This is a genomic window from Pedobacter sp. (assembly GCF_035566355.1).
GTDB lineage: Bacteria > Bacteroidota > Bacteroidia > Sphingobacteriales > Sphingobacteriaceae > Pedobacter.
In genome coordinates, this window is the sequence record NZ_DATMRL010000054.1 from 1 (window position 1) to 18,229 (window position 18,229).

The 18,229-nt window shown below is 40.0% G+C and carries 15 protein-coding genes and 1 pseudogene; 7 read left to right on the plus strand and 9 right to left on the minus strand.

Annotated elements, in window-relative coordinates:
- The 8 genes from VNZ46_RS01910 to VNZ46_RS01945 form a co-directional block, all read right to left on the minus strand.
- Nucleotides 1-314, minus strand: a 314-nt coding sequence (locus tag VNZ46_RS01910; RefSeq protein ID WP_325558377.1) for a DUF6266 family protein, incomplete at its 3' end; no start/stop codon positions are given.
- 253 nt (nt 315-567) lie between these two features.
- The gene (locus VNZ46_RS01915) at nt 568-1,926 is read right to left on the minus strand and encodes a Gfo/Idh/MocA family protein (protein ID WP_325558378.1); all 1,359 of its coding nucleotides are present in this window, start codon (nt 1,924-1,926) and stop codon (nt 568-570) included.
- A gap of 17 nt (nt 1,927-1,943) precedes the next feature.
- On the minus strand, nt 1,944-3,728 hold the full coding sequence (locus tag VNZ46_RS01920) for an alpha-1,3-galactosidase-related protein (protein ID WP_325558379.1): 1,785 nt from the start codon (nt 3,726-3,728) through the stop codon (nt 1,944-1,946).
- 122 nt (nt 3,729-3,850) lie between these two features.
- On the minus strand, nt 3,851-5,617 hold the full coding sequence (locus tag VNZ46_RS01925; protein WP_325558380.1) for a RagB/SusD family nutrient uptake outer membrane protein: 1,767 nt from the start codon (nt 5,615-5,617) through the stop codon (nt 3,851-3,853).
- Nucleotides 5,618-5,642: 25 nt separating this feature from the next.
- Nucleotides 5,643-8,978, minus strand: a complete 3,336-nt coding sequence (locus VNZ46_RS01930; protein WP_325558381.1) for a TonB-dependent receptor — start codon at nt 8,976-8,978, stop codon at nt 5,643-5,645.
- A gap of 303 nt (nt 8,979-9,281) precedes the next feature.
- Nucleotides 9,282-10,400, minus strand: a complete 1,119-nt coding sequence (locus tag VNZ46_RS01935; protein WP_325558382.1) for a FecR family protein — start codon at nt 10,398-10,400, stop codon at nt 9,282-9,284.
- A gap of 78 nt (nt 10,401-10,478) precedes the next feature.
- On the minus strand, nt 10,479-11,057 hold the full coding sequence (locus VNZ46_RS01940) for an RNA polymerase sigma-70 factor (protein ID WP_325558383.1): 579 nt from the start codon (nt 11,055-11,057) through the stop codon (nt 10,479-10,481).
- 324 nt (nt 11,058-11,381) lie between these two features.
- The gene (locus VNZ46_RS01945; RefSeq protein ID WP_133778499.1) at nt 11,382-11,732 is read right to left on the minus strand and encodes a winged helix-turn-helix transcriptional regulator; all 351 of its coding nucleotides are present in this window, start codon (nt 11,730-11,732) and stop codon (nt 11,382-11,384) included.
- A gap of 82 nt (nt 11,733-11,814) precedes the next feature.
- On the opposite strand from VNZ46_RS01945, the gene VNZ46_RS01950 reads away from it, so the two are divergent.
- Nucleotides 11,815-12,693 (plus strand): NAD(P)H-binding protein, encoded by an 879-nt coding sequence (locus tag VNZ46_RS01950; protein WP_325558385.1) that lies wholly within the window; start codon nt 11,815-11,817, stop codon nt 12,691-12,693.
- Nucleotides 12,694-12,897: 204 nt separating this feature from the next.
- Nucleotides 12,898-13,782, plus strand: a complete 885-nt coding sequence (locus VNZ46_RS01955; RefSeq protein WP_325558386.1) for an SDR family oxidoreductase — start codon at nt 12,898-12,900, stop codon at nt 13,780-13,782.
- A 14-nt stretch (nt 13,783-13,796) separates the two neighbouring features.
- On the opposite strand, the gene VNZ46_RS01960 is transcribed toward VNZ46_RS01955, so the two are convergent.
- Nucleotides 13,797-14,693, minus strand: coding sequence for a helix-turn-helix transcriptional regulator (locus VNZ46_RS01960; protein WP_325558387.1), 897 nt, complete (start codon nt 14,691-14,693; stop codon nt 13,797-13,799).
- 135 nt (nt 14,694-14,828) lie between these two features.
- On the opposite strand from VNZ46_RS01960, the gene VNZ46_RS01965 reads away from it, so the two are divergent.
- From VNZ46_RS01965 to VNZ46_RS01985, 5 genes and pseudogenes are all read left to right on the plus strand, one after another.
- Nucleotides 14,829-15,590: an SDR family NAD(P)-dependent oxidoreductase gene (locus tag VNZ46_RS01965; protein WP_325558388.1), complete on the plus strand. Its 762-nt coding sequence runs from the start codon at nt 14,829-14,831 to the stop codon at nt 15,588-15,590.
- A gap of 17 nt (nt 15,591-15,607) precedes the next feature.
- Nucleotides 15,608-16,633 carry an aldo/keto reductase gene (locus VNZ46_RS01970; protein ID WP_325558389.1) on the plus strand — a complete coding sequence of 342 codons (1,026 nt, stop codon included), beginning with the start codon at nt 15,608-15,610 and terminating at the stop codon, nt 16,631-16,633.
- A 10-nt stretch (nt 16,634-16,643) separates the two neighbouring features.
- Nucleotides 16,644-17,180 (plus strand): (R)-mandelonitrile lyase, encoded by a 537-nt coding sequence (locus VNZ46_RS01975; RefSeq protein WP_325558390.1) that lies wholly within the window; start codon nt 16,644-16,646, stop codon nt 17,178-17,180.
- A 70-nt stretch (nt 17,181-17,250) separates the two neighbouring features.
- Nucleotides 17,251-17,901, plus strand: coding sequence for a carboxymuconolactone decarboxylase family protein (locus tag VNZ46_RS01980; RefSeq protein ID WP_325558391.1), 651 nt, complete (start codon nt 17,251-17,253; stop codon nt 17,899-17,901).
- A 49-nt stretch (nt 17,902-17,950) separates the two neighbouring features.
- Nucleotides 17,951-18,229, plus strand: a pseudogene (locus tag VNZ46_RS01985) (sugar O-acetyltransferase); the annotation flags it as partial.

Genomic DNA, 18,229 nt, shown 5'->3' on the forward strand with positions numbered 1-18,229 from the left:
TTCGAATAATCCAAAGTAAAATTGGGCGAAATACCCGTAATCGCAGCGCTAATGTTGTACGATACCGCCACGTTCATAGGCGTAGCGATTTTACTCATCGACTTGTAACCCGTAAACACCAAATCGCTGATCCAGCTCAGAAAGCCAGTGGTTAAACCAAATTTCAGCTGCTGATCTTTTTGAGCCTGAGTAGGCGCTTTACCGCTGCTTCTCGGTAAACCCCTGATCACATCAAGCGTTCTCCAATACGCCCCTACAACGCTGCCCGTTTTCTTACGAAATCCACCAAGGATTCCTTGTCTTAATAGTCCCATGATTTTAAAAATTTAAATGATTAAAAATTCTGTTAATTCGTCATGACGATACAAAGAGAAGTAAATTAAAGGACCTGTGGCAGTCCCAGAGGGTACAATACGTTAAGAGTAAAAAGGATCAAAATCGCCCTTGTTTTATTTTAATTAAAGTAAAATTTTATGCTAAAACGCTCCACTCTCTGCGAAATGGCTAAGATCAATTGCGTAACCAATCCGCTCTGATGTTAAGACCAGAGCGGCTTTTTAGTAAAAATTAATACTCGTCGGTTAGTGCAAATACAGGTTTTCTATACATCCATTTTCCTCCTGTAAAATCAGGGAAGTCTATGGTTTCATTACCAAGTTCAATAGATTGTTCGCTTAAAGGGGTAATAGCACTCCATGTTGCCGCATCATATACATCCATCGGTGTAGGTACATTTCGCTTAATGGATTCGATAAAGGAATGGATTACAAAAAAGTCCATACCACCATGGCCTGCACCCGTCGTTTCTTTACTCCACCTTGCCCATAAAGGATGGTCATATTTGTCAAACCATATTTTTGCATCATCCCATTCTTCATCTTTAGCTGTTTTACCTTGCAGATAAACACCATTATTTACATCCATCCACAGACCTTCTGTGCCCTGCACCCGGAAACCTAATGAATAGGGCCTTGGCAGGCTTGTATCATGTTGTAGTAAAATACTCTCTCCATTAGCACAACTTATTGAGGTCGTCACTACATCACCCAGTTTAAAATTAACCTTTGCATTAGGATGATTTTCTCCACCACCTTTAACAATATGATTATGCAAACCTCTTGATTTTGAAGAAAGAGAACTGAGCGTAAGAAAACGGTTCCCCCTGTTGATATTGATATAATGTGCGATAGGGCCAATGCCATGTGTAGGGTATAAATCACCATTACGGTGAACGGAATGTTCAGTTCTCCAATGGGCTTCTGAATATCCTTTTTCACCAAATTCCACACCATGTCCGTAAGGATGAATACCATCATTAAATTTTACTTCCCGTAAGTCGTGTTGATACCCCCCTTGTAAGTGAATCATTTCGCCAAACAGCCCTTGTCTAACCATATTTAATGCTGCCATTACATCTCTTCTATAACAAACATTCTCCAGCATCATGACATGGGCATTGTATTTTTCTGTTGCTTTTACAACATCCCAATGATCTTGTAAGGTAATACCCAACATAACCTCTGTACCCACATATTTTATTCCTGATTCAATCGAAGAAATGATCATTTCTTTATGACATTCCCAAGGAGTAGCAATAACGATACCATCGATCCCCCCTTTAATTTCAAGCATTTTTTTCCAGGCATCACTACCATCGGTAAAAAATTGCGCCATTTTTTTACCACTCTTGCTGATATATCTTTTAGCCCTCTCTATCACTTTTCCATCCACATCACATACGGCTACTACATCTACATCATCTCTTTTCAGAAGTAAATCCAAATGCATGGACCCACGTTCACCTACGCCAATAATAGCAAGTTTAAGTTTAGCATTTGCATTTTTTGAAAACAATTTGCCTGTCGGCAATATTGCCAGGGAAGCCATTGCAATCCCCGAAGTTTTTACAAAATCTTTTCTATTCATATTATCTTTTTAGTTGACTAATTTTTCAGAAGATCATTGATTAATCCATCAGATCTGTTATCCTTTACTACTGCGTTGTCAACCTTATCCAAAAGGATCGGTTTTTTATTGCGGTGAAAAGCAGGATACTGCTTATTCTTTCTAATTTCATTATTCTTAAAGGTCAGGCCATTCACTGATCTGGCATATAGGATCGGTTGGTCAAACATTTCAAACTTATTGTGTTCTATGCGTATACCACTATGAAAATACTGCTTCTGGCTTTTCAGGTCTGGGATTTCAGGGTAGATTGAAATCACTGCATTGGTAAACTGGTACATACTTGTCAGCGCATTTACGAACCTGTTATTACGGATGGTCAAATCGTGACAGGAACCTGACTCAAACCAACCGTTGCTATCGCCACAGAGCAGAATGGCGGACCCTGAAGTGTGATCAAACAGATTGTATGCCACCAGTGTTGGTTTAGGGGTACTGAAAAGCGCACCTCTTGCCCTATTGTTCCTCACAATGTTGTGCGTAAAAACCACTGAAGGCGTCCAACTCAGGTTTTCTATTCCCACATCCAGCATGGCAGGGTCTAATTGCTTGTCGAGCGGTTCCTTAAATTCAATTCTAAATTCTTTGATCGGCTCCCCTCTTCCCTGAACCACACTAATGGATTTGATAATATTCCGATCACGGAACTGTTCCATCGTCTTTGAACGTACAAACTGTACAGTATCTCCGATATTACCCCAATCAAATCCATAAGACTGGCTATGCATATATCGACCTATGATAGTTCGGTCATCCAATCGCTTGATCAATTTGAGATATGTTCCATGTATGTTGATCGCATCATCCATCATTCCCTCATAAAGTCCGTTAGTGGAAACGATCTTTCCCTTACATCCGGAAAAATGAGTGGCATCAGCCTGGGTGGTGAAGTAGCGGGGATCCGCTTTACCTCTTAAACGAACGGAAAATCCATCCATATATATATTTTCTGTTAACTGAGCCAATAATCCCATGCCTTCCGCATAATGCACAGTGATATCCTTAAGGCTAATATCCTTGCATTTATGCACAAAAATACCGGGTGCTGGACGGTCCCAGGTTCTCATCGCGATTACGGTTCCTGGTACGAGCCGTTTGTTATTCCAATGATGTGCTTTGAGAATTCCCGGAGAGATTTCACTTACCCCTTTAGTCCCTACCCTGATATCACCACTGTTGAATACGATCCTTTTGGTCCCTTCTTCAAATGCAATCCCGGAAACCGGACTCATTTCCCAGCCTTCACCTTTATTATAGAAGACACTGTCTTTCACGGTATATTTAACCCATGGCGCCGTCTGGAAAACAATACTGCCAGCCAACGTGTCATTTTCCAAGATTTTGACCTGGCTGATCTGGGGCGTTTCAAAGTCGACCTGCAGGTCCTTCAATATTAGATTACTGCATCCGAGCAGAGCTATAGGCAGCATCCGTCCGTGAAATATCAGATCGGCCCCCCTACCGTCCAGAATGACATTTTTAAAATTTTCGAGTTCAATCCCAACCGTTTTTGGATTATCCTGATCATGATTAGAAATAAAGTATTCCCTTATTCCAGCTCCCTCAGGATAGAAATCATACCGTCCTTTCTGTAATTGGATTTTAACTGTTTCATCCTTAGCCGTTTCATTTCTGATCTTTTTCAATACCGCAGCTAAAAGTGGTGTTGTGTTTTTTCCGTTGTTTGGAAAGATCCCGAAAGCAGATAATTTATAAAGTTTTACCTTCGTCTGCGCAGTTAAAGAACTTGTAAAAATGCTCACAAAAAATATTAAAAGGATTATGTATCCAGTACGTAGCGAATATTTGAATTGGTTCATATGGATTAAGTTGTCTGATTTGAACAGTAAGGTAATAATGGCTGCACGGTTCCAATTTGCATGATTTACTGATATCCCGGGTTTTGATCACTCTTTAATAATGGGTTTAAATCCATAGCAGATTGCGGTATTGGCAATAGCAATAAACGATTATCCCATGTTTTTTTAACCACAGGATACCCACTAGGTGTAAATGTTTCCCGGTTCATGACAGTTGAACAATAGGCTCCACCATAACGACGCAGGTCATAAAAACGATTTCCTTCACCCGCCAGTTCTATCCTTCTTTCATTTCGAACAAAATCAAGTGCAGCATCCTTTGACATAGATACAGGAACATTCCGCATTCCACATCTATCCCGCAGGTCATTTAAAACTTTTTGAACTTCTGAGTCCCAACCTACATTTTGTATACGGGCTTCAGCAAAGGTCAATAAAACCTCTGCATACCTGATGATTGGAAAGTCATCGGCCGACCAGCCCTCACCTGGATAGGCCTGATAAGGCGTTAAAGAAACCAGTTTACGCCAACTGTAACCACTCGACGATTCATTTCCGTTATTCACATAGGAAGGATCCCAACGGTAATAAAATGGTCCAGAAAAATCGGTTTCATGCCAACCTTTAAAAGGAAACAGAATGGACGCATATAAACGGCTGTCTCTATTGCGAAACTCGCTCATATAAGGATAACTCTTTAAATTCATGGTCGGTACCTTAGCGATATATTGCACCTGATCCATACCACTAACCACAGTATTCATCGCCTCAAAATTGGTTTTCCGGGTTTGTGTGGAGATAAGTGGTCTAACCGTTTGACCATCGATATCCCAATATGCATCCACCAAATCCTGAACGGGTTTAAGAGAACTATAACCTGATACCAGCTGGCTGGGTCTAATATAGGTATAGCGTGTAAAATCACTTTGGTTTATATCGTCCATGTAGCCGCGGGTGACCACATATTCAGGATTATCCGGTTTTGCATTTGCACCATGCCATAGGGTTTCATAGCTAAACATTCCTTTTATAAATTTATTCTTATCAACCCCGTTGGCATCGAAATCAATAAACTGGTCCATTTCATCGGCCTCTTTCTGCTGCGCAGCATTTAATGCGCTAACGCGGAATAAACTATGTTTCCCCTCAGATATGACCAGGCCCGCAGATTTTTCTGCTTCTGCAAAATTGCCAAAATATAAGGCTGCTCTTGCCCTTAGTGCTAAAGCACCCGAACGGGTAATGCGTCCTTTTTCTTTTAAGTACCCACCTGCATAATCCTGAGGTAAAAGATCTGCAACCTCTGCCAATTCGTTTAAGATAAACTCATGTACTTTTGCAACGGGGTCACGTGGTACAGCTGGTGCGTTATAAGGTAGTACCGTAGTGACCAAGGCAACTTTGCCGAAATAAGAAGTGAGCGATAAGTAAGCAAATGCGCGGATGAACCGAGCCTCCGCTTTCATTCTTGTACGTAATGACTCATCCATTGTGCAGTTGTCTACTTTTTCCAAGAAATTATTCTGAATGCGGATACCACTGTAACTATACCCGAAATTATCTCCGGCACTTATGGAATTAAGTTGTATAGACTCATACGGCCCTTCCCAGGTTTTTTGACTATGACCATTATCTGTTGCCAGTTCAATATAGCCATCCCAACCAGGAAGCTGACTGTAACATGCATTTAAACCCATCCACGCATCTTTCTCCGTTTTCCAAAAGCTTTCTGCGGCAACTTCTGAGGGTGGTATAACATCCAGTTTTTTACAAGCTATTAAAATGCTAAGGAACGATACGGCAATTATTATTTTATTTAATAAGATTTTCATAATTCAAATTTTATCTGTTTTCAACCTATAATGTTAAATTAATACCCACTGAAGCGGTTTTAATTCCAATTCCTAAAGACCTTCCACTGGCTGTTTCCGGATCAAAATCCTTCATTTTATGGTCGGCGCGAATGGTAAACATGTTTTCCAAATTCACAAAGAATCTTGCCGATGAAATACCATACTTCTTAAGTATTCTATCGGCAATTTTGTACCCTAGCGAAATGTTTTTAATGCGGAAATAATCGGCGTCAAATAATGAATATTGTGAAAATTGGTTATTATAATTATCTAATGTACCACCGCCGTATATGCGTGGATAAACTGCTTGTGGATTAGGGTTCTCTGCCGTCCATCTCTGCAGGTGAAATGTTCTGGCATTGCCACCTAGAAAAAATGGTACAAGGGCGTCATTCTCAAAAGCAACCTGCGCTCCGCTAATTCCCTGTCCAAAAACAGATAGTTGAAAGTTTTTGTATTCCAGGCTTATGTTTGCACTATAAGTATATTTAGGTACATCAGCTCCGAGAACCACCCTGTCATCTCCTGTAATATCGCTTTTCCAAGCTACATTCGATCTTTGAGGAACATATTTGATATCGCCCGCATTAGGAATACGACCCATTTTATAATACTCTCCTTTATCAATTTCTGCCTGGGTATAGAGTCCATCAGTCACGTATCCATAATAAGACCCCATTGGCTGACCAACTTTATAGATATAATTGATCTTATCACCTCCACCATAAATTGTATTGTCAGATCCACCTAAATTGGTTATGCGGTTCGTATTCACAGACATATTCCCACCAATTGTGTAATGGAAACCGCCCACCTGATTTTTGTAAGTCAATGCCAATTCCAAACCTTTATTTTCTACTTTTCCTATATTTTGTGAAGGTCTGACGGAGACGCCCACTTCAGCTGGAACATTGTAGGCCAACAAAATATTGCTGGTATTTTTAATATAATAATCAAGGGAGAGACTTAACTTTTGATTTAATATTTCCAAATCAGCGCCAAAGTCTGTTATCGCAACTTTTTCCCAGCTTAAATTAGTGTTTGCAGGTTTTGATTCTGATATACCGGCTACAACCTGACCTTCAAAATTATAGCCAAGACTATTGTTATAGCTTTGGAAATAGTCATAATTGCCAACATTATTAATATTGCCCAATACTCCGTAAGAACCTCTAAACTTTAAAAGGTTAATCCAGTTTACTTTTTTCAAAAAAGATTCCTCGCTAATGAGCCAGCCTGCCGAAAACGAAGGGAATACGCCCCATCTCGAGTCTTTATAGAACCTGGAAGATCCATCTGTTCTGATATTTCCCTCAAATAAATAACGACCCAGATAACTGTAATTAATGCGCCCGAAATAGGAATTGAGGTTAAACTCATATAAGCCCCCGCCATTGGTGATATCCGGACCGGCTGATGAGCCAGCACCCAGGTCTGTTAAGTCATCCGTGGGAAAGTTTTTACGTGAAGCAGATAAGCCTTCATATCTGTTATGTTCATAAGATGTTCCGCCTAATACGGAAAGGTCATGCTTGTCATTCTTCCAGTTGTATTTCGCGGTAGCAGTGTACAGCATTCTCATCGTATTTGACCACGATAAATTCATTTGGTTTATTGTAATTCCGGTACCCGGAATTTCAGAACCTGTTATAAAATTATGGACATTATTCTGCAAGCCAGTATAATTTTTATTTTTGATCTCTGTACCGGTATAAGATCCTTGTCCACTAATAGTTAAACCTTTAATGGGCTTCAAATCAAATCCTAAGTCAATAATTGTATTGGCAGAATTGTTATGTGCCCAGTCATTCTTGTTTAAATTGCGTAAAGGGTTGTAATTGATAAAGCTTTGCGATGCTATTGTTCCTCCGGATATTGTTCCCCATTCTCCATTAGACTGGCGGGCTACCATTGTTGAGGGTACATATTGCATCTGGTAGTCTGAAGTAGCGCCATTATTCCGGTCATTTTGGCTTCTGATATAAGAGACGTTGGTATTTAAGGTTAACCAGTTGGTTACATCAGAGGAAAGCTTCGTTTGAAAGTTGTAACGTTTGTTATTCTGGCCTGGCATAAACTGGTCATCATAAAGATAGCCAAGACTTGTAAAATAACGGGTCTTGTCTGTACCACCACTAAAATTTAAGGAGTGCTGTGTGGTGATGGCCGACTTATCCAGTACCAGATCGAGCCACTTTGTATTCGGGTAGTAATCTGGTTTTGAACCATCCTTAAACCATTCTATTTGCTCATCCGTATATAATGGCGCAAGACCCCGGTTTACAAGCCCTTCATTATAAAGTTTGACATAATCCCAGGAATTTAACATATTTGGGCGATAGGTAGATGATTTGGAACCCACAAATGCATTATAGGAAACATTTAGTGCACCTTTTTTTCCTGATTTGGTGGTCACCAGCACTACTCCATAAGCCGCACGAGAACCATAGATAGAAGATGAAGCGGCATCTTTCAGAAAAGAAACCGATTCTATACTATTTGGATCCAGATTTGAAAAAATTCCTGCATCTGAAATTACGCCGTCAATAACAAACAATGGAGCAGAGATTAACAGGTTACCCCTTCCACGAAAATTAATGGATGGTGTTTCATTTGGGCGGGAAATAATGGTCACACCAGGAACTTTACCTTGTACAGATGTCAGTAGATTGGTATTTGACCTGTCTTTTATTTCATTTACGCTGATAGACGAAACCGATCCGGTTAAATTCACTTTTTTCTGGGTACCATAAGCAACCACAACAACTTCATTCAGTTCCTCGTTTGTCATTTGCAATTTGATGGATAAAGACGTTTCGTTGCCAATGGTTACAAATACGGTGGAGTAACCTACCATTGAAATTTCTAAAATATCACCTTTTTTAGCATCAATTCTGAACTCACCATTTACATTTGTAGAAACGACCTTATTGGTTTCTTTTACTTTAACTGACGCTCCTGACAGGGCTAATCCATCATTGTTCAGCACTTTACCATGTATGTCTGTTTGAGGGGATTCAATCTCCAAACTTTGAATCAGAGAGTTTTTCTTTCGCTCTACTATAACGGTCTTACTGTCAATTTCATAAATGAGCGGTTGTTTACTAAAAATTAGCTTTAAAACTTCCAAAAGTTCGGTATTTTTTACTTCAATGGTTACCGAATTTGTATTTTTGAGCAAGCTCTCTGTATAAAGAAAATTATAGCCACTTTGATTTTTAATATCTCTAAAAATTGTCTTTAAGGGTACATTTGACCTGGATAGGCTTATTTTTTGAGCATAACCTGCGGCACTTACCCGCATAAGGGATGCTATTATTATAACGGTGGTTAATCGCATAATTAGTAATATTTTGTGGTGCAGGCAATGGGATATGCCAAGTTTCCTTGTATAATTTTTATACATTCGTTTAAGATTTGGTTAGATGCAGTTTGCCCCTTTGTCGTCGAAAACTACGGGCATTCTGCGGGTTGGTTGATTTTCAATTAATTGTTTCCAAACTGTAACCAGAGGTGTTAACAGCACTTCTGGTTTACTTTGCTTAGTCTTTAGCTTTTCTGTCGTAAATTTTTTCTCATGATTTTGTGAATTATTAATTTGAATACTCTGTTAATTATTGATATGACTCTACTTGATTCTTTACTATTCGGCAGATTTCATAACATATATTTTTCTGTTCTCAATTCTGAATTTAACTGCACCTGTACGTTCCAACAATTCCAGAACTTTAGACACCTTATCAAATCTTGAGACACCCCCGCCAAATTTTTCTGAAGATTTTTCTCCCACATAAATAACTTCCACATTATACCAGCGTTCTACCATTTTCATTACATTTTCAATGGAGGCACTTTCAAACATAAATTCATTGTTCTTCCAGGCCAGATCAAGGACTTCATCCGATGGGCCAATTTGAAAATTCCCTTTTTGTAAAAGAGTTGCCTGTTCCCCTGGCTTTAAAGTTTGAGTACTAATGTGATCAGATACCTGCACACTTCCTTCTACTAATGTGGTCTTTGTAAGAGGCTCGTCCAAATAAGCCTTTACATTAAAATGTGTACCCAGAACTTTGACTTCCTGTTTATCTGTTTTTACAATGAAGGGGTGGTTTTTATCCCTTGTTACCTGAAAATAGGCTTCTCCTTCAAGTTCTATCCGACGATCTTTCATTTTTGTAAATGAGGCAGGATATTTAATTACTGAAGCCGCATTTAGCCACACCTCACTTTGATCCGGCAACCGTACCCGATAGGTTTCTCCTTTCGCCGTAGAAAGCGTATTGATTTGACCTGGTTCGGAATGGACAGGATCTTTTACCTCATACAGAATCTGACCATCAGCAGTTTTCGTTATGGTTACTCCAGATTCTTTTGCCAGCTCCCCATTCGTTGCCGTACCCAACTTAATCGTTTTGCCATTGGCTAAAGTTAGCGTAGCGCCGGTTGAACCGGGATCCAGGTCGTTGTCATAAGTAGATGCATATTTTTGGCTGTCATTTTGTTTATCAAAATAAAATAAACCGACACTAATAATTAATATAATCGCCGCGGCAGCAGCAATCCTGGGCCAAAGCTTAACTCGCTTTACAGGAATAGGCAGTTTAGCATAAACCTCCTCCTCCAGTTGATCAAGTTTTTCAATATTGATCTCTTCTGATTCAGGTGTCCATTTTAAATACCAGGTTTCCAGCAGGGCCATTTCTGACTCACTTATTTTTCCATCCCTGTATTTAGTAAGTAGTTCTTTGATGTTCATTTGCATAGATCCATCGAATTAAATGGGCTTTAAAACTATAGACGGTTGAACATATAGGTATGGGGGTAAAAAAATAAAAATAATTTACAGCTTTAAAAGACAAATTAGCCATGCAAGCAACCCAAGCTTAACTCTTAATATTCTTAAAGCATTTTTCACATGACTTCTCACGGATTGTTCATTCAGGTTTAAACGTTCAGCAATTTCCTTATGACTTAGATTTTCATTCCTGCTGAGCTCAAAAACTTGGCGCATTTTTGGCGGGAGACCTTGTATTTCATTATTGATCAATTGCCTCAACTGGCTTTCCCGAACCATATGATCCGTAATACAGTCTGCAACATCTATGTTTTGAGGAAGCTGAGAAATATATTTTGATTCAAGATTTTTACGTGAGATCAAATCAAATATTCTATTCCGAACAGCAGCATACAAATAATTGGAAATATTTCGGTCAGGTTGCAAGGACTCATGTTTGTACCATAGATGAGTAAAAAGCTCTTGAATTATGTCTTTAGACTCATCCTCGTTCTTTAGTCGAACGAACGCATGCTTAAATAACAGTTTAAAATAACGCCTATATAATTCAGTATAAGCCGCATGATCTCCAGACCTCAATAGGTCAACAAGTTGCTGATCTGTAAAATCATTGTATATATACATGGCCGAATATCTCTGTACAATTTACTAAATGTTAAAGCAAATGTGTATAATATTTTCTAAACCGACACTATTAATACTATCATCGTATTAAAAATTTGTTTTGCATTGAAAAAGCTGTATCCTCCCTATCCCAACAGATACATTCGCAATTTTCTTACGGTTAAAGCTAATTATGCTTCTGTGCCATTACCTATCTGGTTAAATGCAAGTTTCCCAATAAAGAATAACTAGGTAGGTCAGTATACTAATAATTAATTGTAAGAGCAATGCTGCTGCAAAACCGAAGTGCTGCATACAAAGCACATAAAGACACGAAATCTTACATCAAGTTTTCTGTTTGAATGCCCAGGAAGTCATTGCGTCTATAACAACCTCCAGGTCTTCTCCGGCTGGGGTTAAGCGATAAGTGACATATGGCGGCACAACAGCCTTGGCTTCGCGCAAAACCAGGTTGTCTGCTTCCAGTTGTTTTAGATGTTGTATGAGTACCTTTTCTGTTATCGCAGGAATTGCGCGTTTTAACTCGCTGTATCGTTTGCTGCCAGAAAAGAGATGGTATAATATGATGGGTTTCCAGTATCCTCCTATCCTTTCCATAACATAGGTAACCGGACACTGTTCTAATGCAAACCTCTTATTTTCCTGAATGGTTGAATTTTCTTTGATTGCTGTCATGACACATACCTTGGGGTAAGTACTTGTATAAAAGTAAGTACAAATATAGCTTTGTATTATAAATTATTAAAGCAATCAAGATATGAAAATTACAATCGCTGGTTCTCTTGGCAATATCGGAAAACCATTAACCGAAAAACTAATAGCTGCCGGACATCAAGTCACGGTAATTAGCAGCAGTTCAGACCGCATACAGGATATAGAAGTTCTGGGTGCAGAGGCAAGTATTGGCTCGGTAAGTGATGCCCTTTTCCTCAAAAATGCATTTACAGGTGCAGATGCTGTATTCACTATGACCCCTCCTAATATGGGTGGCAGTAATGTTATTGCCAACATGGCGGAAGCTGGAAAGGCTTTTGTTACTGCAATAACAGAATCTGGAGTAAAACGTGTAGTGATGCTGAGCAGTATCGGAGCAGATTTAGCACAAGGTACGGGCCCTATTATCGGACTTCACCATATTGAACAATTGTTCCATCAAATAGACAAAGTCTCTGTTACATACCTTAGGGCGGGTTATTTTTACACCAATTATTACAATGATATTCCAATGATTAAAGCAATGGGTATTATGGGCGGTAACCTATTTGCCAATACGATAATTCCATTGGTACACCCTAAGGACATCGCCGATGCAGTTGCAGAAGAATTAAAAATAACACCTGCAGGCCAAAATGTAAAATACGTTATAAGTGACGTAAAAAGCCCTTCTGAAATTGCCGGAATTATTGGAGTAGCTATAGGCAAACCTGATCTTCCCTGGGTTCAGTTTACTGATGAACAGTTCTTACAAGGGGCGTTACAAGCTGGTTTACCTGAAGAAATGGCAAAATTGTATATGGAGATGGGCGCCAGTATCCGAAGTGGGGAAATTCCAAAAGATTGGGTTGATCAAGGTTCGGTTGTCACTGGGAAAATCAAATTTTCAGAATTTGCTGAAGAGTTTGCTCAAAAATTTTGATGGTAGCGCATCATCAAAGTTAACGCGCTGTTTAAAAAACCACGACATGCTATGCTTATACAGACTGTCGTGGTTACGACAACTTTATTCGTTTGATTGGTTGATAATTATAAGTAATAACTGAAGGTGATCAGCAAAGGATTTAGAAATGTATAAACAATAATAAATTTAGGTTTGTTAGGTATACAATAATTCTATATCGCTATGACAACATTTAAAAATCCCCACATCAAATATCCTGTACCCCCTTTTCCTAAGCAAAAGCAGGAAGTTCCCGGTACAGATCACGCCTTATCGCCTAAAGCTGACCATGGTGAAAAATCCTATGTAGGTTCAGAAAAGCTCAAAGGAGCTAAAGCAATTATTACTGGCTCCGATTCTGGTATTGGACGTGCAATTGCTATCGCTTTTGCCCGTGAGGGCGCAGATGTAATTGTTAGCTATGGATATGATTCTGAAGCAGACGATGCAAAGGAGACCGCAAAATGGGTAGAACAGGCAGGGCAAAAAGCAATCTTATCACAGGGTGATGTCAAAGATCATGAGTACTGTAAGAAATTAGTGCAGCTGGCAGTTAAAGAATTTGGACAGTTAGATATATTAGTAAATAATGCGGCTTTCCAGATGGGACATAAAACACTAAAAGAAATTCCTGTTGAAGAATGGGATACAACTTTCAATACCAATATCAGGAGTATGTTTTATTTGTGCAAGGCTGCCCAACCAATTATGAAACCGGGAAGTTCAATTATTAATACCGCATCTGTAAACTCATATCATCCCAACGCTGTTCTTCTTGCCTATGCGGCAAGTAAAGGCGCTATACAAAATTTCACAGCCAATCTAGCTCAAATGCTTTTAGAACAGGATACTGGAATCAGGGTAAATGCCGTTGCCCCAGGGCCAGTCTGGACACCCCTTATTCCTTCTACAATGCCAGAGCCAGAAAATTTTGGCAAGGAAAGCCCAATGAAACGACCTGCACAACCAGTTGAAATAGCACCGGCTTATGTTTTTCTTGCATCAGAACAAAGTAGTTATATTGCTGGTGCGACAATAGCAATTACTGGTGGTAAAGTTGCTATATAAGGATATATCTGAGTTCAATTTAGCGATCTGTATTCATTTGGCGTCATACCTGTTTTTTGTTTAAAAAGCCTGGTAAAGTGTTGCTGATACTTGAAACCCAGTTCATTTGCTATATCATTTATGGATTTAGAGGCATCAAATATTTTAACTTTTGCCTCGTCCATCAATTTGGTCTGGATATAATCCAGGGCAGTGTTACCCGTTTCCTTTTTGATCAGGTCCCCAAAATAATTTGCTGACAGATATAGCTGTTCCGCGCACCAGGCTACGGTAGGCAAACCTAGTACTTGCGCCTTATCCGACCTAAAATAATCATTCAGCAGGTTTTCAAAACGAACCAGAATATCTTTATTTACATTACTACGGGTAATAAACTGACGGTCATAATACCGCATACAGTAGTTCAGAAATAGTTCGATGTTTGACACGATGAGCGTTTTGCTATGTTTGTCGATATTCATTTCTATTTCTGTCGAAATTTTTTCGAGGCAGTCTACAATTGTTTTTCTCTCCTTTTTCGACAGATGAAGCGCTTCGCTTACTTCGTATGAAAAGAAAGAATAATCCTTGATTGTCTTACCCAAGTGGGTACCCTTTATCAGATCTGGATGAAATATGAGCGCGTATCCAGTTGGCTTGATCAGTTTTCCGTTGCTGTTCACTCCGTAAACCTGCCCCGGGGAAATAAATACCAGGGTTCCATCATCATAATCATAGTTCTGGCATCCATAAACCATATCACCACAATTAATATCTTTTAGGAATACCGCATATATTCCCATATAATACCTGTAGTACTGAATGGCTGGTACCTCATCAAAATTAACCACGCTTACCAGCGGGTGCAATGTATCAACCTTTAAATAGTTGTTGTATTGTTTAACCGTATCTATTCTTTCAACGTGTTCCATCACCTATAAAATTACCATACAAATTTAGCAAACCCCACTGCCATTAAGGCTGTTCAGAGGTAAAATCAGTAAAAGTGGTAAAAACATCTGTATTCTATATAAAGCAGTCTGCCACCCGCTTACGAACTTTGTATAATGAAACAGATGGAAGATAAAGTTGTTCTTATTACAGGAGCAGCACAAGGTATCGGATTTGCCACAGCAAAGGCATTTGCAGAAGCAGGCGCACTGGTAGCCCTGGCTGATTTTGATAAAGATTTGGTAAACAAAGCCGCCGACCAGTTAAGGGCAGGCGGTTACAAAACACTGGCTATTGTTTGTGATGTTTCGGATGATGCGCAGGTTAAGGCAATGGTTGACAAAACAGTTGAAACATTCGGAAGATTGGATGCCGCATATAACAATGCAGGTATCCAAAATGTACTGGCAGACGCTGCTGATCAGACAAGAGAAGATTTTGACAAAGTGATAGGCGTAAACTTGCGCGGCGAGTGGAGCTGCATGAAATACGAATTGCAACAAATGAAAAAGCAGGGAAACGGGGCTATAGTCAACTGTTCATCTATTGGCGGTATTTTAGGTGGTGCACAAAGAGGGACCTACCATGCCGCTAAACATGGTGTAATTGGGTTGACTAAAAGCGCCGCTTTGGAGTATGCTTCCAAAGGTATACGGATCAACTCCATCTGTCCAGGTATTATCCATACACCGATGTTAGATGGTATGTTAAACAGTGGCCAGACAGAGGTTATTGATGCAATGCTGAAAAGTGTTCCTGCCGGCCGTTTAGGAAGGTCCGAAGAAATAGCCAACGCCGTGCTTTGGCTTTGCAGTGATGCATCAAGTTTTGTAATAGGTCATACCCTGGTGGTGGACGGCGGTTACAGTATTCAGTAAAAAACTTTAAAACAGATATGGAAATGCCTATCATTTCGGAACGCCGTACATTAGGAAAAGGAACTGCCGCTATGGAAGTTTCGGCATTGGGCTTTGGTGTCATGGGAATGAACTATCACCGCGGCATGCATCCAGATGAAAAAGCGATGATAAAACTGGCTCACCAGGTAGTTGAGCGTGGTGTTACCCTTTTCGATACCGCAGAAACCTACGGTCCGTTCATCAATGAAGAACTGGCGGGCAAGGCACTTGCAGAATTTAAGGGCAAGATTGCTGTTACAACTAAATTCGGGTTTAATTATACGGGAAACAAAGTAAACGAAGCTCCTGCCGGACTAAACAGCAGACCTGAACGCATTCGTGAAATGGTGGAGGCGTCGTTGAAACGTCTGAAAATTGATGTGATAGAATTGCTCTACCAACACCGTTTTGATCCTAAAGTGCCCATTGAAGATGTGGCAGGAACGGTAAAAGACCTTATAGCCGAAGGAAAGGTAAAAAATTTTGGACTTTGTGAGGTCGGGGCAGATATCATACGCAAAGCACATGCTGTACAGCCTATTACCGCTATACAAAGCGAATACCATTTGATGTGGCGTGAAGTAGAAAAGGAAGTCTTGCCCATATGTAAGGAACTGGGTATTGGTTTCGTGCCTTACAGCCCTTTGAACCGTGGTTTCTTAACCGGGGCCATTAATGAATATAGTAGTTTTAACTCTGGTAACGATAATCGCAATATCCTGCCAAGATTTACTTCTGAAGCGATACGGTCAAACCTTAAAATAGTAGAAGAACTGAACAAATTTGGTCGTACCAGGGGCATTACCATTGCACAGGCAGCCTTGGGGTGGCTGTTGCAAAAGGCTTCTTTTATCGTTCCCATTCCGGGAACGACCAGGCTGTCGCACTTTGAAGAAAACCTGCGTGCCGCCGAATTTACTTTCACAGCACAGGAATGGAATGAACTTGAAAAAAGCGTGGCCAACATTACCATTGTTGGCGACCGTTATCCGGCTTCCGAACAAAAGCAGGTACAAAGCTAGCCCAGTTGATATGAAAGATCTAATCTTAAAAGAAATTATAGACAATACTTTAAAAAAACTGAAACCGATGTTGCTGGTTATAAGTTTGACAATATTAACAACAGCTTGTAACAACCATAAAAACGAAAATAAAATGTCAGCAGAAAATAACAGTTCAATTTTCCCGTTGGGAAATCCTGGATCATCCGATTGGTTCAGTGGTGAAGTACACGTTCAAACCCTTGTAACACCTCAGCAGATGGAGAACCTGTACAATGTAGGTCAGGTCACCTTTAGTCCCCGTGGCAGAACACACTGGCATACCCACCCCATAGGCCAGGTATTATTGATAACCGAAGGCAAAGGATGGTACCAGGAACGTGGCAAACCAGCCCAGAAACTAACCAAAGGCAGTACCGTGGCCATTCCTAAGGGTGTGGAACACTGGCATGGTGCAGCTGCTGATAGTAAAATGGTACACATTGCCATTTCAAATATGCTCAATGGCAATAACGTAACCTGGACAACTCCCGTTACCGATGACGAATATGCAGCGGTGAATAAATAATGACCTTATGAGAATTAACCTGCCAAAAAGTATATTTTTCATCGTAGTATTCACCCTTAACATAAATAAAATGGAGGCACAGGAAAAACAACATCTGACTGGCCAGCAGCAAAGCATAGCAGCCATCTCCGCACTGACCGCAACCGGCGACCTGAAGAACCTTAAAAGCGAACTTGACAGTGGACTTGAAGCAGGTCTTACGGTAAATGAGATCAAGGAAATATTGGTTCAGCTTTATGCCTATTGTGGTTTTCCAAGAAGTCTTAATGCACTAAATACATTCAAAACCGTAGCCGACGAAAGAAAAACAAAAGGCATCACAGACAAGACCGGAAAAGAGATCGTGGTTGAGAACAATGTAGTCGACAAATATGAACAGGGCAGAAAAGTTCTAGAAGTTTTGACCAAAACTCCCCAGTCAAAACCTGCACCTGGTTTCGGCGAGTTCTCCCCGCGTATCGATTCTTTTTTAAAGGAGCATCTTTTCGCCGATGTTTTTGCCAGCGATGTGCTTACCTACCAGCAACGGGAATTAGCAACCATTTCTGCACTTGCAGCCATGCCGGGATTAGCATCACAGTTGGAATCACACATAGGAATCGGCATGAACACGGGAATTACAGAACAGCAGATAAAAACCGTTTTCGATATTATTGAAAATTCGATAAACAAAGAACAGGCTGAAAAAGCAAGAGATGTTTTAGCAAAAATGAAGAAGTGAAAAATCAACAACTATCAAGATTTTACGCAAAGTATAATACAACAATAGAATGAGTAACAAAACCACGGACATTTTTGAACGATTGAAGAACGGTGAAACAATCCCGTCCGGCGACCCACAGGCGCACAAGTTGCGCGAGGCAGCTTATGCTACGATAGAATTGCTTGCTAAGCTGAACAACTCAGCTGCCCCTGAAGAGATCAGGAACTTATTAGGACAGATTACGGGCACGGAAATTGACAGGAATACCTCGGTGTTTCCGCCTCTATACATCAATTATGGAAGAGATACCAAAATTGGAAAAAACGTATTTATCAACTTTGATTGT

Coding starts and splice junctions, on each gene's coding strand:
- VNZ46_RS01930 (WP_325558381.1), bottom strand. CDS start 8,978: ATGCGATTAACCACCGTTATAATAATAGCATCCCTTATGCGGGTAAGT.
- VNZ46_RS01970 (WP_325558389.1), top strand. CDS start 15,608: ATGGAAATGCCTATCATTTCGGAACGCCGTACATTAGGAAAAGGAACT.
- VNZ46_RS01955 (WP_325558386.1), top strand. CDS start 12,898: ATGACAACATTTAAAAATCCCCACATCAAATATCCTGTACCCCCTTTT.
- VNZ46_RS01980 (WP_325558391.1), top strand. CDS start 17,251: ATGGAGGCACAGGAAAAACAACATCTGACTGGCCAGCAGCAAAGCATA.
- VNZ46_RS01935 (WP_325558382.1), bottom strand. CDS start 10,400: ATGCAAATGAACATCAAAGAACTACTTACTAAATACAGGGATGGAAAA.
- VNZ46_RS01940 (WP_325558383.1), bottom strand. CDS start 11,057: ATGTATATATACAATGATTTTACAGATCAGCAACTTGTTGACCTATTG.
- VNZ46_RS01950 (WP_325558385.1), top strand. CDS start 11,815: ATGAAAATTACAATCGCTGGTTCTCTTGGCAATATCGGAAAACCATTA.
- VNZ46_RS01915 (WP_325558378.1), bottom strand. CDS start 1,926: ATGAATAGAAAAGATTTTGTAAAAACTTCGGGGATTGCAATGGCTTCC.
- VNZ46_RS01960 (WP_325558387.1), bottom strand. CDS start 14,693: ATGGAACACGTTGAAAGAATAGATACGGTTAAACAATACAACAACTAT.
- VNZ46_RS01945 (WP_133778499.1), bottom strand. CDS start 11,732: ATGACAGCAATCAAAGAAAATTCAACCATTCAGGAAAATAAGAGGTTT.
- VNZ46_RS01975 (WP_325558390.1), top strand. CDS start 16,644: ATGAAAGATCTAATCTTAAAAGAAATTATAGACAATACTTTAAAAAAA.
- VNZ46_RS01965 (WP_325558388.1), top strand. CDS start 14,829: ATGAAACAGATGGAAGATAAAGTTGTTCTTATTACAGGAGCAGCACAA.
- VNZ46_RS01925 (WP_325558380.1), bottom strand. CDS start 5,617: ATGAAAATCTTATTAAATAAAATAATAATTGCCGTATCGTTCCTTAGC.